The organism is Belnapia arida, from assembly GCF_016773205.1.
Taxonomy (GTDB): Bacteria; Pseudomonadota; Alphaproteobacteria; order Acetobacterales; family Acetobacteraceae; genus Belnapia; species Belnapia arida.
The window spans coordinates 11,351-33,259 of the sequence record NZ_JAETWB010000012.1 but is presented as its reverse complement, the minus strand read 5'-3'; the positions used below and the strand labels follow the sequence as shown (position 1 = coordinate 33,259).

Sequence of the window (21,909 nt, the reverse complement as noted above, 5' to 3'; positions counted from 1 at the left end):
CATGGAGCGCGCCTGGTACCAGATCGCCCTCGACGTGCTGAAGGCCAATGGGGTTAGCCTTATCCCCTATGTGCCTGACAATGTGCTGAAGCCGCTGATCGCGGCGATTCATGCCGATCCCTACTTCCATGCCTTCACCGTGGCACGGGAAGAGGAAGCCGTAGGCATCGTCGCCGGGGCCTGGATGGCGGGCACCAAGGGCATGGTGCTGATGCAGACCAGCGGCTTCGCAACGCTCGCCAATGTGCTGGCGAGCCTGCCCTGCGCCTTCCAGATCCCGGTGCTGCTGATGGTGAGCGAGCGCGGGACGCTCGGCGAGTTCAACCAAGGCCAGGCAGCAGTGTGGCGGACGATGCGACCGACGCTGGAGGCGCTGGCGATGGAGCATCACGTCATCTCCCGGCTCGACGAGTGCGAGTTCATCATGGACCGCACCATCCGCCAGGCGCATCTGACGCAGTTGCCGGCGGCGCTGATCCTCTCGCCGCTGCTGACTGGCGGCAAGGCCGTGACCAGGCAGGTGACGGCATGACCGCGGCGCACAACGCGAAGCGGATGTACCGATTCGACCTCATGCAGCGGCTGGTGGCCCGGCTGGAGCATGAGGAGGCCGTCATCGGCGGCATCGGCAACACCAATTTCGACCTCTGGTCCGCCGGGCACCGGCCGCAGAATTTCTACATGCTGGGAAGCATGGGGCTCGCGGTGCCGATCGCCCTTGGCGTGGCACTGGCGCAGCCGAAGCGCAAGGTCTTCGCGGTGGAGGGCGATGGCTCGCTGCTGATGCAGCTTGGCTGCCTCGCTACCGTCGCCACACTGGCGCCGAAGAACCTGGCGATCCTGGTGCTGGACAACGGCATGTACCAGATCACCGGTGGGCAGGAGACGCCGGCATTACGGGCGGATTTCGCCGCCATTGCCCGTGGCTGCGGCCTCGTCGGCGCGGCCTGGGCAGCGGATGAGGCGGATTTCGAGCGGCAGGTGGGGCAGTGCCTTGCCAGCGACGGGCCGCATTTCATCGCGGTGAAGCTGGACGACCAGCCGCCGGTGACGCAGACGGAACGCGATCCCCCGCAGATCCGTGACCGGTTCATGCGGGGGATGGGAGCGAAGCGAAGCAAGCTTCCCGGTTAAGCCCGCTTCCGCTTCTTCACCGGCGCCGCCTGGGCCAGCAGCGGCGCGAGGAAGCGGCCGGTATGGCTCTCCTCCGTCGCCGCCACATCCTCGGGCGTGCCGGCGGCGACGATGCGGCCGCCGCCGTCGCCACCCTCGGGTCCCAGGTCGAGCAGCCAGTCCGCCGTCTTGATGACCTCAAGATTGTGCTCGATCACCACCACCGTGTTGCCGGCATCGACGAGCTGGTGCAGCAGCTCCAACAGCTTCCGCACATCCTCGAAGTGGAGGCCGGTGGTGGGCTCGTCGAGGATGTAGAGGGTGCGGCCCGTGGCGCGGCGGGAGAGCTCCTTCGACAGCTTGATGCGCTGCGCCTCGCCGCCCGAGAGCGTCGTCGCCTGCTGGCCGAGATGGATGTAGCCGAGGCCGACCTCGCGCAGCACCTTCAGCTTCTCGTGGATGGCGGGGACGGCGGAGAAGAAGTCGCAGCCCTCGTCCACCGTCATCTCCAGCACATCGGCGATGGACTTGCCGCGGAACTTCACCTCCAGCGTCTCGCGGTTGTAGCGCTTGCCCTTGCAGGCGTCGCAGGTGACGTAGACATCCGGCAGGAAGTGCATCTCGATCTTGACGAGTCCGTCGCCCTGGCAGGCCTCGCAGCGGCCGCCCTTCACGTTGAAGCTGAAGCGGCCGGGCTTGTAGCCGCGGGCGCGGCTCTCCGGCAGCTCGGAGAACCAGTCGCGGATCGGGGCGAAGAGGCCGGTATAGGTCGCCGGGTTGGAGCGTGGCGTGCGGCCGATCGGCGACTGGTCGATGTCGATGATCTTGTCGAGCTGGTCGAGCCCCTCGATCTTCTCATGCGGCCCGGGGACGGTGCCGGCGCCCATCAGGCGGCGGGCGGCGGCCTTGTAGAGCGTCTCGATCACCAGTGTCGACTTGCCGCCGCCGGAGACGCCGGTGATGCAGGTGAAGGTGCCGAGCGGGAATTCCGCCGTGACGTACTTCAGGTTGTTGCCGCTGGCGCCGACGACCTTCACCGCGCGCTTGCGGTCGACCTTGCGGCGCGTCGCCGGCACCTCGATCCGACGACGGCCGGCGAGGTAGTCGCCGGTGAGGCTGGCCGGATTGGCGGCGACCTCGGCGGGCGTTCCCTGCGCGATGACGCGGCCGCCGCCGGCGCCGGCGGCGGGGCCGATATCGACCAAGTGGTCGGCGGCGCGGATGGCGTCCTCGTCATGCTCGACGACGAGGACGGTGTTGCCGATGTCGCGGAGGCGGCGGAGCGTGGTCAGCAGGCGCTCGTTGTCGCGCTGGTGGAGGCCGATGCTGGGTTCGTCCAGTACGTAGAGCACGCCAGTGAGGCCGCTGCCGATCTGGGACGCCAGGCGGATGCGCTGGCTCTCACCGCCGGAGAGCGTCGCCGAGGAGCGGCCGAGGGAGAGATAGTCGAGGCCGACATCGACGAGGAATTTCAGCCGCTCCGCGATCTCCTTCAGGATGCGGCGGGCGATTTCCTGGCGCTGCGGCGTCAGCGTGTCGAAGACGGTGCCGAACCACTGCTCGCAGTCGCGGATGGACAGCCGCGCCGCCTCGCCGATATGGCGTCCCGCGACCTTCACCGAGAGCGCCTCGGGCTTCAGCCGGTAGCCGTCGCAGGCGGGGCAGGGCTTGGCGGCCTGGTAGCGCGAGAGATCCTCCCGAATCCAAGGGTTGTCCGTCTCGCGGTAGCGGCGCTCGAGATTGGGCAGCACGCCCTCGAAGGGTTTCTTTACGTCGTAGCTGCGGAGGCCGTCCTTGTAGCGGAGGGTGACGACCTCCTCACCCGTGCCGTGCAGGATGGCGGTGCGCACCCTGGCCGGCAGGTCGCCCCAGGGCGTCGAGGTCTGGACCTTGTAGTGGCGGGCCAGGCTTTCCAGCGTCTGGTCGTAATAGGGCGATTGCGCACCGGACCAGGGGGCAACGGCGCCCTCGGCCAGCGTGCGGAGATCGTCAGGGACGACCAGCATCGGGTCGAAGAAGGTCTGGGTGCCGAGCCCGTCGCAGGTCGGGCAGGCGCCCTGAGGGCTGTTGAAGGAGAAGAGCCGCGGCTCGATCTCCTCGATGGTGAAGCCCGATTCCGGGCAGGCGAACTTCGCGCTGAAGACGGTGCGGTCGCCGGTGTCGGCATTCTCGGCATAGGCGATGCCGTCGGCGAGCGCCAAGGCGGTCTCGAAGCTGTCGGCCAGGCGCGGCGCGATGCCCTCGCGGACTACGATTCGGTCCACTACCACCTCGATGTCGTGCTTCAGCTTCTTGCTGAGCGCCGGCACCTCGGCGATCTGGTAGAGCGTGCCGTTGACCTTCACCCGCTCGAAGCCGCGGCGCTGGAACTCGGCCAGCTCCTTCTTGTATTCGCCTTTCTTGCCGCGCACGGCAGGCGCGAGGAGGAGCAGGCGCGTGCCCTCCGGCATCGCCATGACGCGGTCGACCATCTGCGAGACGGTCTGCGCCTCGATCGGCAGGCCGGTCGCCGGGCTGTAGGGCACGCCGACACGGGCCCAGAGCAGGCGCATGTAGTCGTGGATCTCGGTCACGGTGCCGACGGTCGAGCGGGGGTTATGGCTCGTCGTCTTCTGCTCGATGGAGATGGCCGGGCTCAGCCCCTCGATGCTGTCCACATCCGGCTTCTGCATGAGCTGCAGGAATTGGCGCGCGTAGGCCGAGAGGGATTCGACATAGCGCCGCTGGCCCTCGGCATAGATCGTATCGAAGGCGAGCGAGGATTTGCCGGAGCCGGAGAGGCCGGTGATGACCGTCAGCGTGCCGCGCGGGATGTCGAGATCGAGATTTTTGAGGTTATGCGTGCGGGCACCGCGGATGCGGAGGAAGCCGGCGCCGGAAAGGGGGGAGGGGATGGCCATACGGGGTCGTGCTCCACGGGGCGCGCGGCCCGCGTTCGCCTTGTGTTCTGGCAGTGATGACATTATATGGGACTGGCGGGAAGGGCCTTCGGCAGGCATGGTCCTCCCCTCTCAGCTTCCAAGGGTTCGGACGGCATGGCCGGCAGCGTCAACAAGGTGATCCTGGTGGGCAATCTGGGGCGTGACCCCGAGGTCCGCAACATGCAGTCCGGCGACCGGGTTGTTAGTTTCTCCATCGCCACCAGCGAGTCCTGGGCGGACCGCGCCTCCGGCGAGCGGAAGGAGCGGACGCAATGGCACCGGATCGCCATCTTCAACCAGAAACTCGGCGAGATTGCCGAGAAATACCTGAAGAAGGGCAGCAAGGTCTATCTGGAAGGCCAGCTGGAGAGCCGGAAATACACTGACAAGGACGGCAATGAGCGCGAGGTCACCGAGGTGGTGCTCAGCCGCTTCCGTGGTGAGCTGACCCTGCTTGACGGCCGCGGCGGCGCCGGCGGCGAGATGGGCGAGGGCGGCGGTGGCGGCGGCGGCCGATCCTCGGGCGGCTATGAGCGCTCGGGCGGGGGTGGCGCCTCACGCGGCGGTGGCGGTGGCGGTGGTGGCTGGGACAAGCCGAAGGGCGGGGCGAGCGACCTCGACGACGACATCCCGTTCTGACGGCGGCTCTTCAGCGGAAGTCACGGCTGCCTGGCAGCCGTGCCTTTGGTCTAGGACTTCCAGGTTCCGACCGGCGCACCTCGTCGGCATGGCCAAGATTGCGCTCTGCCCAGGCGGCATCTCCCGCCTTTATCAGCTTGTCCAGCAGGTCGGACCGGTCGACCAGCCGGCGGACGATCAGGTGAACGATCGGCACCTCGGCCCGCTCCGCCTCCCGCTCCACCCGGCCCTCCGCCACCAGCAGCCGGCCGGCGACCAGCGCCGCCCGGTCCTGCGCGACGATGTCGGGATAGACGACAAGGTTGCCGGTGCCGAACTCGTCCTCCACGGTCAGGAAGACGATGCCCTTGGCCGAGCCTGGCCGCTGCCGCATCAGCACCAGCCCGGGCAGGCGCAGCACGGTCCCGGCCCGGACCGTGTTGAGTTGCCGCGTGTCGGCCAGGCGCAGCGCCTCCAGCCGCGGCCGTAGCAGGGCCAGCGGGTGGCGTTGCAGGGTGAGGCCGGTCGACTGGTAGTCCCCGACCACCATTTCTCCCTCGTCCGGGGCGGCGAGCGGAACCTCGGGTTCCGGCAGCAGCCCGGCGCGGCCGGCCATGGCGGCTTCGGGCGAATCCCGGGCGATGGCGAAGAGCGGCAGGTCCTGTGGCCCGCTGGCGATGCCACGCGCTGCCCAGGCCGCTTGCCGTCGTGGCAGCCCGGCACCGGCGAAGGCATCCGCTGCGGCCAAGGCCTCGATGGCCCGGCGATGGAGGCCGCTGCGCCAGGCGAGATCCTCGACCGATTCGAAAGGCGCCCCGTTTCGCTCCAGGCGGGCCACGGTGATAGCATCCGCCTCCACCCTCGCCAGCCCCGCCACCAGCCGCAGCCCAAGCCGCAGCGCGAGCCGGTCGGGTCCCTCCGTCGCCGACTCCAGCGCGCAATCCCAGTCGCTGGCATTCACATCGACCGGCCGCACTTCCACCCCATGCTCCCGCGCATCGCGGACGATCTGTGCCGGGGCGTAGAACCCCATCGGCTGGCTGTTCAGCAATGCGCAGGCGAAGACGCCGGGGTGATGGCACTTGATCCAGCTCGAGGCGTAGACGAGCAGGGCGAAGCTCGCCGCATGGCTCTCGGGGAAGCCGTAGCTGCCGAAGCCGTCAATCTGCGAGAAGACCCGCTCGGCGAAGTCCCGTGCGTAGCCGCGCCGCACCATCCCATCCACCAACCGGTCGCGGTAGCGGTTGACGCCGCCCGTCATGCGGAAGGTCGCCATGGAGCGGCGAAGCTGGTCGGCCTCCGCCGGTGAGAATTTGGCGGCGACGATGGCGAGGCGCATCGCCTGCTCCTGGAAGAGCGGCACGCCGAGCGTCTTCTTGAGTACCTGTTCCAACTCGTCCGGCTTGCCATGCGCCGGGTCAGGAGAGGGATAGAAAACCTCCTCCAGCTTCTGCCTCCGCCGCAGATAGGGATGCACCATGTCGCCCTGGATCGGCCCCGGCCGGACGATCGCCACCTGGATGACGAGGTCGTAGAATTTCTCCGGCTTCAGCCGCGGCAGCATGTTCATCTGCGCCCGGCTCTCGACCTGGAAGACGCCGAGGCTGTCGGCCCGGCGCAGCATCCCGTAGGTCTGCGGGCAGTCCTGCGGCAGCGCGGCGAGATCGGCGTATTCCCCCAGCCGGTGCCGCCGCAGCAGCCCGAGCCCGCGCCGCAGGCAGGAGAGCATCCCGAGTCCCAGCACATCCACCTTGAGGATGCCGAGCGCGTCGATGTCGTCCTTGTCCCATTCGAGGACGGTGCGCCCGTCCATCGCCGCCTGGCTCACCACCGCCAGCTCCGTCAGCTTGCCGCGGGTGATGGCGAAGCCGCCGACATGCGTCGCGGCATGACGGGGGAAGTCGAGTAGTTCCTCGGCCAGCGCCAAAGCCAGACCGAGCCGCGCATCGCCCGGCTCCAGCCCCACCGAGGCGGCGAGCGCCGCGAGCGGCATTTCCCGCCCGGGCCCCCAGCTCGCCTTGGCAAGGCGCGCGGTGACGTCCTCGCTCAGCCCCATCGCCTTGCCCACCTCGCGGATGGCGCTGCGTGTGCGGTAGCGGATGACGGTGGCGCAGATTGCCGCGCGGTTCCGCCCGTAACGTTCGTAGAGGTGCTGGATCACCTCCTCGCGCCGCTCATGCTCGAAGTCGATGTCGATATCGGGCGGCTCGCCGCGGCTCTCGGAGATGAAACGCTCGAAGAGCAGGTCGTGCTTCGCCGGATCGACGGCGGTGATGCCGAGCACGAAGCAGACCACCGAATTCGCTGCCGAGCCGCGACCCTGGCACAGGATGTCCTTGCTGCGGGCGAAGCGGACGATCTCATGGACCGTCAGGAAATAGGGCGCATAGCCGAGCCGGTCGATCAGCCCAAGCTCGTACTGCAGAAGATGAGCGATCTTCTCCGGCACGCCGCCCGGCCAGCGCAGCGCCACCGCCTCGCCGATCCGCGCCTCCAGCGTTTCCTGCGCGCTGCGGCCGGGCTCCAGCAGCTCTTCCGGGTATTCGTAGCGCAGCTGGTCGAGCGAGAAGCCAGCGCTCGCCTCCAGCACGCGAAGCGTATTGGCCAGCGCCTCCGGATGACGGGTGAAGAGCCGCTCCATCCTCGCCGGCGGCTTCAGGTGCCGCTCGGCATTGGGCTCGGCCGCATAGCCCAGCGCATCGACGGTGGTGCGGAGGCGGATGGCGGTCAACACATCGGCAAGCGGCCGGCGCGCCGGGTCGTGGAAACGCGGGTCGTTGGTGGCGAGCAGCCCGGCGCCTGCGGCCTCCGCCATCGCCGCCAGCCGGTCGAGCCGGCGCTGGTCGTCGCCGAGGAAGGGACAGGATGCCGCGAGCAGCAGCGGCAGGGCGAGCCGGCCGCGCAGCGCCCCGGCATCGGCACGCAGCTGCTCGGCGAAGCCGGCATCTGCCCCGGCTGGCGGGATGATGGCCAGCGCCCAGCCCTTGGCGGCGGCCAGCAGATCGGTCCGCTGCAGCCGGCACTCGCCCTTCGGCGCCGTCATGCGGCCATGGGAGAGCAGCGCGGTCAGCCTGCCATAGCCGCCGCGGTCGGTCGGCCAGGCGAGCCAGGTGCTGCCATCGGCCAGCACCAGCCGGCAGCCGACGGCGAAGCGCAGCTTGGCCTGGCGCGCTGCCACATGGCCGCGCACCACCCCGGCCAGGCTGTTGGTGTCGCAGATCCCAAGCCCGGCAAGGCCCAGCATGGCCGCGCGCTCCACCAGCTCATGCGGATGCGAGGCGCCATCGAGGAAGGAGAAATTCGACCGTGCCCCAAGCTCGGCGTAGCCGCTCACGGCAGGTGGCCGTGCAGCGCCCAGCGGCCTTGCGCATGGCAGAGCCAGAGCCGCAGGCCCGAGTCGAGCTCCACGCGGTAATAGTCGCGCCGTGCCTGGCCCGGCTGCGCCCGCCACCATTCAGCCTCCAGCCGCAGTGGCCCTTCCAGCCGCCGCAGCCGGTGGGTGCGACCGCCCCAATGCAGGAGGGCGGGCATGGCCTCAGGCAAGGCCGCCGCCACCTCCAGCGGCTGCGGCCGGCGCAGCCTCAGAACCGGCCAGGCCGGGGCTGCCCAGCCCTCCGGCATCGGCGGCGGACAGGTTTGCGGGTCGAGCGCGGCGACCGCGTGGTCCGGCCAGTGACTGGCCCGGGGCGCCACGCGGCGCACCCGCAGGCGCTGGCCCAGCCGGTCCAGCAGCTGCGCCAGGGCCAGCTCGGCATCCGCTTCCTCCGCCCGGTTGCCGATGGCGAGGCCGGGCTGCATCCCGGCCGTCATGGGTTGGGTGGCGCGCGCCTCGAGCGCCATCCGCTCGAAGCCGAGGCCGGGCTCCAACCGTTCCAGCCGCGTGGCGAAGAGGCGGCGGAGATGCGCTGCCTCCCGCATCGGCTGGCCGGTGCCGATTGGCACCTCCTGCACCGCCCCATCGACCCGCCAGGCCAGCAGGGTGAGTTGCCGCACCCCAACCCCGGCGGTGCGCAGCCGGTCGCAAAGCTCGTCGAGCAGCCGGTCCAGCACGGCATCGATGCCGCTGCGGGTCACAATCGGCTCCAGCATCTCCCGCGCCGCGCTCAGTTCGGGCGGCGGCAGGGCTGGCTGAATGGGGGAAGGGCGCCGGCCAACCACCGCATCCAGCCGGTCCAGCAAATCCTGGCCGAAGCGGCGGGCCAAGGGGCCGCGCGGCAGGCCTGCCAGCGCATGAACCTGATGCAGCCCGAGCGAAGCGAGGCTTTGCAGCATGGCGGGCGGCAGGCGCAGCGCCAGGCCAACCGGCAAGGGTCCGGCCACCGCCGCCTCGGTGCCGGAGACGGCGATCGGGTTGTCGCTCCGGGCGCGGGCCAGGGCGCCCGCCGTGGCAGCGGCCCCGGCGATGGCGCCGCGTGCCGCGATGCCGGCGCGGCGCAATCGCCCCAGCGCCTCCTGCAACAGCGGCGCTTCGCCGCCATGCAGATGAGTGCAGCCGGTGATGTCGAGCAGCAGCCCATCCGGCGGGCCCGCGGCGGCCAGCGGCGTGTAGCGCCGGGCCCAGAGGGCGAGTTCGGCCAGGGCCTGCGCCTCGCCGACCGGGTCGGACTGGCGCAGCAGCAGCGCGGGCAGCATCGCCTGGGCATCGGCGAGCGGCTGGCCCGGCCGCAGCCCTGCCGCCTCGGCCACTGCATCCACCGCGGCGAGCAGGCGGCGGCTGCCCTGCGTGGCCCAGACGGCGAGCGGCCAATCCGGCGACAGGCCGCGCTCGGCCCTGCGAATCCGGTCGGTGGCGAAATGCGGCAGGTGAAGCGCGAGGAAGCGGCCCATCATCGGGTGGCTTGGTGCACGGCAGGGGCTTCCTCGATGCGCAATTGCCGCGTTGCGGCCTGCCAGGCCAAGGTCCAGGGACCATCTGGCGCGCCGCCCTTGGCCCGCAGCAATTCAAGGCGCCAGCGCGGCGACTCGACGGCGGTCAGCGGTGTCACCCGCCAACGGGTGAGGGCCGCGCTGGGCTCGGCCGTCAGCATCCCGGGCCGCAGCAGCAGGCCGAGCGCCCGGCCGGCCTCGGCGGCGAGCTGCAGCCGCCGCGTCGCCGTCAGCGGAAGGTTGTCGGCCAGGACCAGCACCGCCCCGGCCACCGCCGGGCAGCGCAGCGCCTCCTCCATGGCCCAGAGCGCATCCTGCGGCCGCTCGGCGCGAACCAGGATGAGGTCGGCCGGGTCGAGCCCGCAGCCGGCAAGGCCCGGCGGCCAAGCCTGCAAGCTATCGGCCGCCCCCGCGATCCAGAGCACGGTGCCGCCGCAACGGCCAAGAAGCACGGCGGCGAAGGCGGCGCCGCAGCCAGGGGCGGCGGCCAGCACCTCATGGAGCGCTGCGCGTGCCAGCCCGCCGCCCGGCAGGCCGGGGATATCGAGGTGTCCCGCCGCGGCCCGGCCGCTGCCCTCGAGCCGAGCCACCCGGGCCCGCAGCGCGGCGAGCATCGCCGCCTGGTCGAACGCAGCGGAGGCGGTAGAATCGGCGGAGCGCATCGCCGTGGACGATGGTGGAAGCAATCGAACGAAGCAAGAACAAATCGGACCGACCAAAGCCCGGGGCAAGTGACCCCGACGACATCCTGTTCTCAGGCGATGCCTTACCCGAAGCCGGGAAAAGGCGCCGGGTCGCTGAAGCGCCGGACGGCGTTCAGAGCCAGCCGGGCTGCCGCGTTCGCGTAACCGTCCACCGGCAGGGCGCCGATATAGTTCATCGAGCCGAAGGACAGCACCGCGCCGCCCTTGGGTGCCTCGAAGAAGGTGATATCGGAGCGCATCACCTCGTCATGCTGGCGCGGCCAGAGCGTATGGTCATAGCGCTCCTCGTTCACCGGGGCATAGCTTGGCTCGGTGACGATCGCGGTCGCCACGATGAGGGCGTGGTGCGGCGTGCCTAGGCGGACATCCGCCCGGTCCAGCTCATGGCCGGCGGCGCCGCCGCCCATGAAGCCGCGCTCGCCGAACGCCTGGCCGGGCACCGCCTCGATCCCCTCGCGCAGGAAGGCAACACGCGCGTCCAGAATCCCGGCGGCGAAGCGATAGGGATGGCCCGTATAGTCGCCCTGGGTGCTGAAGCCGATGCCGACGATGCTCTGCGGCGGCCGGCCGAGGCGGCGCCAGAGCCCGCCATAGCTACCGTCGAAGGCATGGTAGGACTCGCCGGGCTCGGCCGCCCAGAGCCGGATGCCGCCCTCCGCCCGGCGGACCTCGAGGGCCCAGGGGCCGTCCCCATGCGGCACGACCTTCCAGTAGAAGCCGTTGCCGCCGAGATAGACGAAGCGGCCGCCGCCCGCGATGTAGCCGGCGATGCCGTCGAGCGTCTGCTCCGAATGGTATTCCGGGTGCTGGCCGGTCAGGACCACGCTGTAGGGGGCAAGCGCTGCGGCCCCCTCGGCATGCAGGTCGTGGTCGGTGACGACCTCGTAGTCGATGCCGTGCCGGTCCAGCATGTCGATGATGTAGCTGTCGGCGCTGATCCAGTAAGTGCCGGAGCCCTCCGGCGAAGGATCGATCATCTGGATGTGGTTGACCCGCTTGTCGATCATCGGCCGACGCATGGAGGCATAGGCGATGCCGCTGCCATCCGTGTGCCAGTTGTAGGTCGAAGACCCGTAATCCGGGTGCCCGTCCGGCGACTGCTGCAGCGCGCCCCAGGCGACGGCGCGGTCGTGGAGTTGGGCCTGTCGGCCGGGCCGGGCGAAATTCCCGTAGATCGTATAGGTGAAGGTGGGAGCCAGGAAGGCGACCCTGGCCCGGGTGCCCGGACGGGCGGCGCGGATGTAGAAGGGGATGTTGTCGCGCCAGCCAGCGCCTTCCAGGTGCAGGGCGTAGACGCCGCTCGGCCAGTCCTCCGGGACCGTGAGGCTGAGCGAGGGCTGCCAGCCGGCATCGCCCATGTCATCCTCGTGGAAGTGGATGGCGCCCCAATGCTCCGGCGCCTCGGTCCAGCGCTGGTGGGCGGCGGTCCAGCGGCTGCCGGTCATGGCGCGGGTCGGCAGGTTCACGCAGCGCCCGTGCCAGCGGCCGGGGCCGGTATCGGCCACATGGTCGCCGGTGATGCCGATGGCGAAATCCCACTCCGCCAGCAGGGCGCCGGCCTGCAGGGCCGTGCCCGCGGCCTGGGCGGCGAGGAGTTCGTCGGCCCCGAGGCCGGTTGCGAGGCGCGGGCGTTCGATCTTGCCATTGAAACACCGGCCCGCCGGCCGGTCGGTGGCGATGGCGGCACTGCCGGGACCGGTAGGGAAGGGGGCTGACAGGGCAAGTTCGGCCTCGGCCGTTTCGCATCGGTCCAGCCGCGGCTTGCGGGGCTGCTGGCGGAGGGTGAGGGTGCCGCTCGCCGGGTCCAGCACCAGGGCGATGTCATGCCATGCGCGCGCGGTGAGCGGCCGGCCCGTCGATACACGCTGGCCGTTGAACTCGCAGAAGGCACCCTCGGGGCCGAGGCCGAGCCGGAGCGCCACTCCGCCGCCGTCCCATGCCAGCACCACGCCGGGCTGATCCGGCAGGGTAGGCCAGACCGTCACGGCGATGCCGAGCGCCCGATCCCCCCGGCCGAGATCGACCGATGGGAGATCGACGAAGCTGCCGCGCCGGATAGGTTGCTCCATACCGGGGTGTCGTCCCTCTATGGCCGAGGGCATCGACACCTCGCGGTAGCCCGGCCCGGCCGGGTTCGGGTCGCCGCAATGAATGCGGGCGACGCGGGCGGAATAGTCCGCACCGCCCTGCACGCTCACCATGAAACGGATGGTCTCGCCCGGCTTCACGCTCCAGCGGTCGGCATAGCCGGTGATGGGGAGCATGGGGCGACCTCCGCGGCGATGAGGCCGGAAGTGTTTCGTCGGCCGGGGGGAGTGTCAATCGCACCCACGGATTTGGCGTTGGGGCCCGGAATGCCTATATAGGGGGCCGATGGAACCCGCGGGCCGAGGCCCGCCGGGCGCCCGGTCATTGCCATTCCGGCAGGGCCGGCCGAGCCCCAAGGAAACCGAGACGCGTGAGCGAAACCCAGAACGGCGCTGACGGAGGGCCGGGCGACACCGCCCCGGTGGCGCTCGAGGAGGAGATGCGCCGCTCCTACCTCGATTACGCCATGAGCGTGATCGTCTCCCGCGCGCTGCCCGATGCGCGGGACGGGCTGAAGCCCGTGCACCGCCGCATCCTCTACGCGATGCAGGAGAGCGGCTACACGGCGGACAAGCCGCACCGCAAGTCCTCCCGCGTCGTCGGCGACGTCATGGGCAAGTATCACCCGCATGGCGACTCCGCGATCTACGACGCCATGGTCCGCATGGCGCAGTCCTTTTCCATGCGCGTGCCGCTGGTCGACGGCCAGGGCAATTTCGGCTCGGTCGATGGCGACCCGCCGGCGGCCATGCGCTACACCGAGGTGCGGCTGGCGAAATCCGCCTCGGCGCTGCTGGAGGGGATCGACGAGGATACCGTCGACTACCAACCCAATTACGATGAGAGCGAGAGCGAGCCGCGCGTCCTGCCCGCCGCCTTCCCGAACCTGCTGGTCAATGGCGCGCAGGGCATCGCGGTCGGCATGGCGACCAACATCCCGACCCACAATCCGGGCGAGGTGATCGACGCGACGCTCGCCCTGATCGCCGATCCGGAGACGCCGCTTCAGCAGCTGATGGAGATCATGCCCGGGCCGGACTTCCCGACGGGCGGGCTCATCCTCGGCCGCAGCGGCATCCGCAACGCCTTCGAAACCGGGCGCGGCTCCATCCCGCTGCGGGCGAAGTGCGAGATCGAGGATATGCGTGGCCGGCAGGCCATCATCGCCACGGAGATCCCCTATCAGGTCAACAAGGCGAACCTGATCGAGAAGATCGCGGAGCTCGTTCGCTCCAAGGCGATCGAGGGCATCTCCGACCTGCGCGACGAGAGCGACCGCGACGGCATGCGCATCGTCATCGAGCTGAAGCGCGATGCGACGGCGGAGGTGGTGCTGAACCAGCTCTACCGCATGACGCAGCTGCAGACCTCCTTCGCGGTCAACTTCCTGGCGCTCGACAACGGCCGGCCGCGGCAGATGGGGCTAATCGAGGCACTCCGCGCCTTCATCGCCTTCCGCGAGGAGGTCATCCTCCGCCGCTCGCGCTTCCGCCTCGCCAAGGCGCGGGAGCGGGGGCACCTGCTGATCGGCCTCGCCATCGCCGTCGCCAATATCGACGAGGTCATCCGGCTGATTCGCGCCAGCCGCGACGGGACCGAGGCGCGCCTCGCCCTGATGGCGCGGGACTGGCCGGCGGGCGATGTCGGCGCGTTGCTGGCGCTGATCGAGGATGCCGGCAACTTGGTGACGCCGGAGGGCACGGTGCGCCTGACCGAGGCGCAGGCCCGCGGCATCCTGGCGCTCACGCTGAACCGGCTGACCGGGCTCGAGCGCGAGAAGATCGCGGCCGAGCTGGAGGAGGTCGGGGGCCGCATCCGCGAGCTGCTCGACATCCTCGGCAGCCATGTGCGGCGGATGGAGGTGATGTCGGAGGAGCTGCGGGCGGTGCGCGACCAGATCGCCTCGCCGCGCATGACGCAGATCGTCGACTACGTCGCCGACCTCGACGACGAGAGCCTGATCGAGCCGGGCAACATGGTCGTCACCCTGACGCGGGACGGCTATGTGAAGCGCACGCCGCTCGACGTCTTCCGCGCGCAGCACCGCGGCGGGCGCGGGCGCAGCGCGGCCGGCACGCGGCAGGACGACGTGGTGGTGCGCAGCTTCATCGCGCATACCCATCAGTGGGTGATGTTCTTCACCAGCCGCGGCATCGCCTTCCGCGAGAAGATCTGGCAGCTGCCGGAGGGCGGCGCGCAGGGCAAGGGGCGCAGCCTCCGCCAGGTGCTGCAGCTCCAGGAGAGCGAGCAGGTCACCGCCGTGCTGCCGCTGCCGCAGGACGAGAGCCTGTGGGACGGGCTGCACCTGGTCTTCGCCACCGCCTCGGGCGGGGTGCGGCGGAACCGGCTGTCCGACTTCCGCAACGTCCGCGCCGCGGGCCTCATCGCCATGAAGCTCGACGCTGGCGACAACCTGATCGGCGTGCAGACCTGCCGCGAGGGCGACGACGTGCTGCTCGCCACGCGCCGCGGCCGCGCCATCCGCTTCCAGGCGACCGAGGACGTGCTCCGCGTCTTCGCCAGCCGGGACAGCAGCGGGGTGCGCGGCATCCGCCTCGGCAAGGAAGACGAGGTGATCGCGCTGTCCGTGCTGCGCCATGTCGAGGCGACGCCGGCCGAGCGCGAGGCGGCGATCCGCAATGCCGCGCAGCGCCGCCGCGCCAACGGCAACGGCGCCGAGGAGGTGGAGGTGGTGACACCCGCCGTCGCAGCCGAGGAGGGCGAGGAGGAAGGGGTCGCCGAGATCACCCTCTCGGCCGACCGCGCGCGGGAGCTGGAGGAACAGGAGGAGATCATCCTCACCGTCACCGATGGCGGCTTCGGCAAGCGCAGCCTCGCCTATGACTACCGCATCACCGGCCGTGGCGGGCAGGGGCTGGAGAACATGGTCTTCAGCCGCCGCACCGGGCGCGAGGTGGTCGCCACCTTCCCGGCGCGGCCGGGCGACGATGTCATGCTCGTCACCGATACCGGCCGGCTGATCCGCCTGCCGGCGGACCAGGTGCGCCTGACCCGGCGGCGTGGCCTCGGTGTGATGATGCTGCGGCTGAACGAGGGGGAGCGGGTGACGAGCTGCTTCCCGGTTGTCGACGACCAGGGCGAGGCTGGGCCGGATTCGGGCGCCGCGCAGACGGGTGCCCTGGCGGCAACCGAGCCCGAGACGCCCTCCGATGCGTGAGCGCGTCGGACTCTATGCGGGCACCTTCGATCCGGTGACCAATGGGCATCTCGATGTCATCGGCCGGGCGGCACGGCTGCTCGACCGGCTGGTTATCGGCGTGGCCATCAACACCGGCAAAGGGCCGCTCTTCCCGCTCGAGCAGCGGGTGGAGCTGATGCGGGCCGAGGCCGCGCCCCTCGCCGAGCGCAGCGGTGCCCGGATCGACGTGCAGCCCTTCGAGGGGCTCGTGGTCGATGTCGCGCGGAAGGTCGGGGCGGGAATGATCCTCCGCGGCCTTCGCTCCGTGACGGATTTCGACTACGAATACCAGATGGCGGGCATGAATCGTCGCCTGGATGACGGGATCGAGACGGTGTTTCTTCTGGCCAGCGAGACGAACCAGTTCATCGCCTCGCGTTTGGTGAAGGAGATCGCGCGGCTCGGGGGCGACATCAGCAGCTTCGTGCCGCCTCTGGTGCTGGAACGGACCCTGGCCCGGATTCGCGAGTCTCAGGCCGGCTGAGCCCGACCGGCCTTATTGGGGAGAAAAGTATGCGCCGACGCGACCTGGCAGGGCTCGCCGCCCTCGCCACGACCAGCAGCCTTGCAGCCCCCGCCCTGGCACAAGCCGAGGAGCGGTTGCAGCTGGAGCTGAAGGACGGCACCGTCACCATCCAGTTCCTGCCCGATGTGGCGCCGAAGCATGTCGAGCGGATCAAGCTGCTGGTCCGCCGCGGCTTCTATGACGGCACGCCCTTCCACCGCGTGATCGAGGGCTTCATGGCCCAGGGCGGCGACCCGACCGGCACCGGCACGGGCGGCGCGCGGGACCTGCCGGACCTGCCGGCCGAGTTCACCAACAAGTACCGCTTCCTGCGCGGCACCTGCGGCATGGCGCGCAGCAGCAGCCCGAACAGTGCGAACAGCCAGTTCTTCATCATGTTCGCCCCGGCGCCGAGCCTCGACAACCAGTACACGATCTGGGGCAAGGTCGTCGCCGGGATGGATGCGGTCGACAAGATCAAGCGGGGCAGCGGCGGCAACGGGGTCGTGCAGAACCCGGACAAGCTGATCCGCGCGCGCATCGTCACCGCCTGAACTAATTACCGAGGAGAGAGCCATGAGCGACGAAGCTGGCAGCCCTGCCGAGATCCCCGGCGAACCCCCGATCGGCGAGCCCGCCGCGGCGCCTGCCACCGCCACGCCCGATTCGGCGCTGGAGAACACGCTGATCCTCGAGTTGAAGGATGGCAAGGTGACGGTCGAGCTGCGGCCCGACCTGGCGCCGCAGCATGTGGAACGGATCAAGACGCTGGTGCGCGCCGGCTTCTATGACGGCACGCCCTTCCACCGCGTCATCGAGGGCTTCATGGCTCAGGGCGGCGACCCGACCGGCACCGGCACGGGCGGTGCGCGGGACGCCGGCCATGCCGACCTGCCGGCGGAGTTCTCGCCACCCGCCAAGGCGCGCTTCGTGCGCGGCACCTGCGGCATGGCGCGGACCAACAACCCGGACAGCGCGAACAGCCAGTTCTTCATCATGTTCGGGCCGGCGCCGAGCCTCGACGGCCAGTACACGATCTGGGGCCGTGTCGTCTCCGGCATGGAGGTCGTGGACAAGATCAAGCGCGGCTCCGGCGGCAACGGCATGGTCCAGGGGCCGGACAAGCTGATCAAGGCGAGCATCGCCGCGGATGCCCCCGCTGCGGCTTGAGGCTTGACAGACGGGCGTCCCCGGGGTTTTGGGGGCGCCCGCACTGCATGCGGCACCTGTGAGCCGGTAGCTCAGCTGGTAGAGCACGGGACTTTTAATCTCGTGGCCGTGGGTTCGAATCCCACCCGGCTCACCATATTTCACAAAGGCTTATCTGCACGCCGTGATCTGGTGGGGTTCGCAGTAAGCCACGCAGTAAGCAGTGTGAATCAGACGAGCGGCCGAAGTCGCCTGGTTCAGTGTCTCGGCTTGCCGTTTGTGAAGCGGCGTATTTAGGCTCTGTGACCGGAGTGGCTGGCTGATCTATTCGTTTTCCAACGGTCTCTGGCTGTGTGCCGACGGACGTTCTCTCGGGTTTTCGGGGACATGACCGTGACCAAGACGCTCTAGGAGATGCCCAATGGGTGTCGCTGATGCTGGTGCGGCAGCAGACCCCACTGACGTGGAATGGCGAAGAGGTGGCGCTGCGCAGCTTTGTCGAGGCAGCATTCTGAATCTGCCGAATCGGTGCGCCGTGGCGTGACCTGTCCGATGAGTTGGGCAGTTGGTCCAGCGTCCACCACCGCTAGCGCCGCTGGTACCTACACGATTGGTGAGAGGTGATTTTTGAGGCTCTCCCGCCCGGCCTTGCCCGTTGCCGGGCTGCTGCTGCTGGACAGCACCACCTGGAAGGCCCACCGTACTGCGAGCGGGGCAGCGGGCGGCACGGCGACCGCCGAGGCGCTCGGCCGCAGCCTTGGCGGGCTGTGCCCAAGCTGCATGCCTGCGTTGATGGCGCGGGCCGGGTCCAGCAGCTGAGCGCCAGTCCCGGCCACTACTCCGGCTAGTTTATACGCCGGGGCTCGCTCGGGTATCCCGGTCTGCGACGCCGCGCTCGATCATGGTTATGTCTCGGCGTCGCTTCACGCGAGCTTTGCCGTCGAAGGCTGCACCGTCCACACCCCGCCCAAGCGCCGCAAGGTCGATCCGCCAGACTGGAAGCCTACGCCGTGTGCCGTGCGCCACTACATCGAGAACCTGCTCTCTTGGCTCAAGCACTGGGTGCCCATCGCCCTTAGGCGCAACAAAACCCATTGCAAATGGATGGGCTTCGCCCAGCTCGTCGCCACTATCCTTAGCCTGCGCATCGCAGAGTTCAGTTACAGAGCTTGGTTTCATCATTATGGCTGGTTTTCGGAGCAGCTGCGGCTGGCGAAGCTGCCAGAACGCAACTAAATAGAACGTCCTATGCATAATCCAACTCCTGGCGCATCGGCGCCGCTATCGCGGCAGTGGACCAGGATTATCGACGGCGACTACGCAGTGGGCGTTGTTCGGCTGGTGACAGTCATTCACGAACGCGTAAATCACCTTCTTTTTGCGTCAGTAGAATTGCTGCCGAAGGAGATGCCGCCACCTCCCAATGGGGAATTCTATCATAATTTCGGCTCCGATCGCATCTGCGTTGGACGGACCGTTATGCCTGTCGGGGACGCACTCGACTGGTACGAGACCCTATGGCGCGGTCAGGCACGCGTACCAGGCAAGTCTTTTCGTATCACAACGTCTCAGTTTGAACCGGAGCCGAAATACAAGGGGTTCGTTCTACCTATTAAGCCGCCACCCTTCTCCCCGGCGTGGCATGGCCAGCCGCGACTCCATAGGCTCGTACCCATGGAGGCGTTGGCCGAACCGATTGCCAAGCTCCGGGATGGGGCGGTGGAGATCGACCTCTGCATCCGCGCGCGCGCCTGGTTGCGGGACTGCGTACACTTCGACCTGCTGGCTTACGATCTGTGGCTGGGAACTGGTGTGCTTGTCGCGCCAAACCCACTCTTCCGGCGCTGTGGTGCCCGGATCGCTTTGCGCTCGTCGGGGGGTGAGACACTTATGGTCGGTGGGCCTCCGCGAATGGGCGCTGACTTGTCAACAGTGGCCATCACTGTTGAGGAACGCCGAGGCGGCGAGGTAGCCTGGCGGGTGGATCAGGAACCTGACGCTCTCGGTCGCTTGTGGGCGACTGCGCCGTCGGAGGTGGACGCTGTGCGCCACGAAGTCGTCTGCAGGCTCCGGGGAGTCTTGGATCAGGAAGAGCCGGCCAAGTTCTTCCGCGGCTTGTGGACAGAACGACTGAACGAGGGCCGCCTTCGGCACGTGGCGCCGCCGCGCCGGACGCCAGCCGCTGATCCGGTGGAGGTTCAGGTCCGCGGAAAGGCTAAAGGACCGCCGGCACCGCCACTTACGGCGCTGCGGAAGTTAGAGCTTCTTCAACAGGCACAGCAGCAGCGGGCAGGCGAGTTTCGTCCAGCTGAAACCCAGGCCGCACCTTCGACTGTCTATCTACTAGAGAATGATCGGGTGGCCGCGGTCACGCTGATTCGCAAGCTTGTCGCGCAGGCACGCCAACAAGTTTTGCTCGTCGATCCGTACTTGGAGGCTGACGACCTCCAGGAATTCGCTATGGCGGCGGAGCATGAGGGCGTAGCGATCCGCGGTTTGCTCAACCCCCGAACAGGGCGAAGGAGAGCATCCGACAAGGATGGTGACAAGCTCGGCGACCTGTTGGTGCAACAAATCGAGACCATGCGAGATCCGGCGCAGGGCTTCGGTGAGATTGACATTCGTGTCTCTGTTTCCCGGCGTCTACACGACCGGTTTCTGCAGATTGACGACGTGATCTGGCATTGTGGCCATTCGTTCAATCAGGTGGGCAAAGCCGAGATTAGCCTCATGACCAGGGTCGAGCAGCCTGCCGAAGTGCGTGAGGTCTTGGCAGTGGCGTTCGCGGAGGCCGAACTTTTCGAGACCCATTGGCGCAACCGCCCAATACCGCAGTGGTCGCTCCGCCAGGAGATCGCAGAAGCGTTGCGGAAGCTGGCGACTTGGGTTGAGCGACCGCGAAGGCGGCGAAAAGAGCGGCAACGTGGCTGACTCCGGCCTAACGCTTCCCGCCCCTGTCGACGGGGAGGCGGCACTCATTGTCGCACTGAAGTGGCTGCGGGAGCCCCTTTGGCCGAAAGGGCATGGGTCGGCGGCGCTGCGGGTCCTGGGCACCCCCGACGCAACCGATAACCTTGTCACCCGGATGCGGGCGGCGGGCTTGAAGGACTGGTCGGAGTCCATCCAGGCCAGCATGTGTGGAGTGGCCGAGCCTCTTGGGGCGAACAGGAGCGTCCAATGGCTGTTTGCGCAAACAGCACTCGAGTTGGCCCAAACGGCCGATCACCCGCAGCTGTTTGAGCTGACCGGCGACCTGCAGAGCCTCAGCGAAGACACCGCTGTCGCGCTAGCAGATGCGCTGTGCGTGCGCCTCGGAGCACCATCTGACGATCACCCGTTACCGCAGACGCTCGAAGCGCGGATGCAATCTGTCTACTCCTCGCACTTCTACGATCGTCTCCGCCAATATGCGGAAAAGAAGCCTGAGGAGCCTCTGAATACCCGTGATCTCTGGCCTGGTCGGGCCGAGTGGCCGATGAGGGAGCACTGGATTTATCGTGTGATCGGGACACTTTGGCCGGTTCGCTACCTGCAGGTGCTGGCTGGGTATCCTGCACCGTTCCAGCACGCCGCCGCCAACATCCTTGCGCCGCTTGAGATCCGAGTCGTGGTGGCTTTGATCGCAGCTTCGCCTCCAGTGTTTTCCGAGGAAGGCGCTCCATTTGGTCCGACAGTGATTTTCGGCATTCTCGAGGAGTTTGAGGAAGAGCTAATCCGGAAGGCGGTTGCCAATGCCGAGGCACCGAAGCCAGATCTGGACAACGTCTTGGATGTCCTGTTCGCGCGTGCCGAAGGGGCCTGGATTGCACGAGCTTGGCTGCAGCAAACGATCTGGCGCGGAGCGCGGCGCCGCGCAGGTCGGTCTAATATCGAAATGGACGCTTGGGGCGCGCTGAGCGATGCACTCCTTTATGAGCTCTCTCGGCGCACGTTCCCGCGTGGCGTGAACCTCTGGGATTGGGTACAGGCCGAGGAGGCGCTCTGGCAGGTCGATCGAGTTCTGGCGGAGGTGTCTGTCGTGCACGCCCACGGTGATCCACAAGGCGCCGCAGAAATCCTTGCCAGCGCTGTGGCCAAAGGGCTTGTGAGTGCAACCGGCCGCGCTGACGGCTTGGTCACGAGCACGACCGAGGCAAAGATTGTCGGACGCGTTTTGGCAGAGATCCCCGACCCCGCTGCCTGGTTCGAGGAACTTTGGCGCGCGACCTACGAGGCGCGTGAGCATCTAAGCTTCCAGGTGCACCGCAATCTAGATAATCCAGCTTGCCCGGCACTTGCCTGGGGACTGCACGGCCTCAACGTCAGCGTTGGGGGGGGCAGCGATGCAGTCAAGTTCTGGCGGCGGCTGGCAGATGCGCTCTTTGAGACCCAGCTTACTGACCCTAATGCGGATCTTCCCAACGGCGCGATCCCATCTATTTGCAGAGTGGCGATCCAACTCGGGGCGGCGCTTACGGAAGGTCGTGTACTCGGCATTGCCGACATTGGTAATTTTTTGGCCAACCAGTTGGAGCCGGATATTGAACATGCTGTGTTGTGGCGGATAGTACGATCAGCGGCATCAGACGCCACGGCGATAGAGGTAGGTCGCTTCGTAGGAGCACCTGAAGTGCGTCAAGCACTTCAGGCGGCACTTGCGGATGATGCCACGCGTAAATGGAATACTGTCTTCGACCAAGACGGACGTGCCGATCTGTTGGACTTCGCGGCCCGCCTCTGACTTCTTTCGATTAGCGAATTTTCGCG

The 21,909-nt window shown here is 68.3% G+C and carries 16 protein-coding genes and 1 tRNA gene; 12 read left to right on the top strand and 5 right to left on the bottom strand.

The annotated features are described in order from the left end of the window. Nucleotide 1 precedes the first annotated feature (1 nt). Complete coding sequence (locus JMJ56_RS19650) at nt 2–532, top strand: thiamine pyrophosphate-binding protein (RefSeq protein ID WP_202833475.1); 531 nt, start codon at nt 2–4, stop codon at nt 530–532. Further along, complete coding sequence (locus JMJ56_RS19645; protein ID WP_202833474.1) at nt 529–1,134, top strand: thiamine pyrophosphate-dependent enzyme; 606 nt, start codon at nt 529–531, stop codon at nt 1,132–1,134. Before JMJ56_RS19650 ends, JMJ56_RS19645 begins: the two co-directional genes overlap by 4 nt. Here JMJ56_RS19645 and uvrA read toward each other — a convergent pair. Further along, nucleotides 1,131–4,013, bottom strand: a complete 2,883-nt coding sequence (gene uvrA / locus JMJ56_RS19640; RefSeq protein ID WP_202833473.1) for an excinuclease ABC subunit UvrA — start codon at nt 4,011–4,013, stop codon at nt 1,131–1,133. The genes JMJ56_RS19645 and uvrA overlap by 4 nt on opposite strands. A gap of 135 nt (nt 4,014–4,148) precedes the next feature. Here uvrA and ssb point away from each other — a divergent pair, with 135 nt between their 5' ends. Continuing rightward, entirely contained in the window at nt 4,149–4,673 is a 525-nt protein-coding gene (gene ssb, locus JMJ56_RS19635) for a single-stranded DNA-binding protein (RefSeq protein ID WP_202833472.1), read from the top strand. A gap of 10 nt (nt 4,674–4,683) precedes the next feature. On the opposite strand, the gene JMJ56_RS19630 is transcribed toward ssb, so the two are convergent. The 4 genes from JMJ56_RS19630 to JMJ56_RS19620 all read right to left on the bottom strand — a co-directional run bounded on the left by JMJ56_RS19630 (nt 4,684) and on the right by JMJ56_RS19620 (nt 12,486). Further along, entirely contained in the window at nt 4,684–7,986 is a 3,303-nt protein-coding gene (locus JMJ56_RS19630) for an error-prone DNA polymerase (protein WP_328702429.1), read from the bottom strand. After that, nucleotides 7,983–9,482, bottom strand: coding sequence for a DNA polymerase Y family protein (locus JMJ56_RS33990; RefSeq protein ID WP_328702428.1), 1,500 nt, complete (start codon nt 9,480–9,482; stop codon nt 7,983–7,985). The genes JMJ56_RS19630 and JMJ56_RS33990 overlap by 4 nt, the downstream gene beginning before the upstream one ends. Further along, entirely contained in the window at nt 9,479–10,180 is a 702-nt protein-coding gene (locus JMJ56_RS19625) for an ImuA family protein (protein WP_202833470.1), read from the bottom strand. Before JMJ56_RS19625 ends, JMJ56_RS33990 begins: the two co-directional genes overlap by 4 nt. 104 nt (nt 10,181–10,284) lie before the next feature. After that, entirely contained in the window at nt 10,285–12,486 is a 2,202-nt protein-coding gene (locus tag JMJ56_RS19620) for a N,N-dimethylformamidase beta subunit family domain-containing protein (protein ID WP_202833469.1), read from the bottom strand. A gap of 194 nt (nt 12,487–12,680) precedes the next feature. Here JMJ56_RS19620 and gyrA point away from each other — a divergent pair, with 194 nt between their 5' ends. The 9 genes from gyrA to JMJ56_RS19575 all read left to right on the top strand — a co-directional run bounded on the left by gyrA (nt 12,681) and on the right by JMJ56_RS19575 (nt 21,883). Beyond that, a complete protein-coding gene (gene gyrA / locus JMJ56_RS19615) occupies nt 12,681–15,488 on the top strand; it encodes a DNA gyrase subunit A (protein ID WP_328702427.1) in 2,808 nt (935 codons plus the stop codon). Continuing rightward, on the top strand, nt 15,481–15,993 hold the full coding sequence (gene coaD / locus JMJ56_RS19610) for a pantetheine-phosphate adenylyltransferase (RefSeq protein ID WP_202833468.1): 513 nt from the start codon (nt 15,481–15,483) through the stop codon (nt 15,991–15,993). Before gyrA ends, coaD begins: the two co-directional genes overlap by 8 nt. 29 nt (nt 15,994–16,022) lie before the next feature. Continuing rightward, nucleotides 16,023–16,568, top strand: a complete 546-nt coding sequence (locus tag JMJ56_RS19605) for a peptidylprolyl isomerase (RefSeq protein ID WP_202833467.1) — start codon at nt 16,023–16,025, stop codon at nt 16,566–16,568. Between the two features lie 22 nt (nt 16,569–16,590). Beyond that, a complete protein-coding gene (locus JMJ56_RS19600; protein WP_202833466.1) occupies nt 16,591–17,184 on the top strand; it encodes a peptidylprolyl isomerase in 594 nt (197 codons plus the stop codon). A gap of 60 nt (nt 17,185–17,244) precedes the next feature. Beyond that, nucleotides 17,245–17,320, top strand: a tRNA-Lys gene (locus JMJ56_RS19595). 470 nt (nt 17,321–17,790) lie between these two features. Next, a complete protein-coding gene (locus JMJ56_RS19590; protein WP_202833465.1) occupies nt 17,791–17,982 on the top strand; it encodes a hypothetical protein in 192 nt (63 codons plus the stop codon). A gap of 198 nt (nt 17,983–18,180) precedes the next feature. Continuing rightward, nucleotides 18,181–18,399: a hypothetical protein gene (locus JMJ56_RS19585; protein ID WP_202833464.1), complete on the top strand. Its 219-nt coding sequence runs from the start codon at nt 18,181–18,183 to the stop codon at nt 18,397–18,399. A gap of 483 nt (nt 18,400–18,882) precedes the next feature. Beyond that, nucleotides 18,883–20,094 (top strand): VPA1262 family N-terminal domain-containing protein, encoded by a 1,212-nt coding sequence (locus JMJ56_RS19580; RefSeq protein WP_202833463.1) that lies wholly within the window; start codon nt 18,883–18,885, stop codon nt 20,092–20,094. Beyond that, nucleotides 20,051–21,883, top strand: a complete 1,833-nt coding sequence (locus JMJ56_RS19575; RefSeq protein ID WP_202833462.1) for a hypothetical protein — start codon at nt 20,051–20,053, stop codon at nt 21,881–21,883. The genes JMJ56_RS19580 and JMJ56_RS19575 overlap by 44 nt, the downstream gene beginning before the upstream one ends. Nucleotides 21,884–21,909 lie beyond the last annotated feature (26 nt).

Bases quoted from the DNA above. Each gene is read 5' to 3' on its own strand.
- ssb (WP_202833472.1), top strand. From the start codon at position 4,149: ATGGCCGGCAGCGTCAACAAGGTGATCCTGGTGGGCAATCTGGGGCGT.
- JMJ56_RS19620 (WP_202833469.1), bottom strand. From the start codon at position 12,486: ATGCTCCCCATCACCGGCTATGCCGACCGCTGGAGCGTGAAGCCGGGC.
- JMJ56_RS19650 (WP_202833475.1), top strand. From the start codon at position 2: ATGGAGCGCGCCTGGTACCAGATCGCCCTCGACGTGCTGAAGGCCAAT.
- JMJ56_RS19600 (WP_202833466.1), top strand. From the start codon at position 16,591: ATGAGCGACGAAGCTGGCAGCCCTGCCGAGATCCCCGGCGAACCCCCG.
- coaD (WP_202833468.1), top strand. From the start codon at position 15,481: ATGCGTGAGCGCGTCGGACTCTATGCGGGCACCTTCGATCCGGTGACC.
- JMJ56_RS19605 (WP_202833467.1), top strand. From the start codon at position 16,023: ATGCGCCGACGCGACCTGGCAGGGCTCGCCGCCCTCGCCACGACCAGC.
- JMJ56_RS19625 (WP_202833470.1), bottom strand. From the start codon at position 10,180: ATGCGCTCCGCCGATTCTACCGCCTCCGCTGCGTTCGACCAGGCGGCG.
- JMJ56_RS19645 (WP_202833474.1), top strand. From the start codon at position 529: ATGACCGCGGCGCACAACGCGAAGCGGATGTACCGATTCGACCTCATG.
- JMJ56_RS33990 (WP_328702428.1), bottom strand. From the start codon at position 9,482: ATGATGGGCCGCTTCCTCGCGCTTCACCTGCCGCATTTCGCCACCGAC.
- uvrA (WP_202833473.1), bottom strand. From the start codon at position 4,013: ATGGCCATCCCCTCCCCCCTTTCCGGCGCCGGCTTCCTCCGCATCCGC.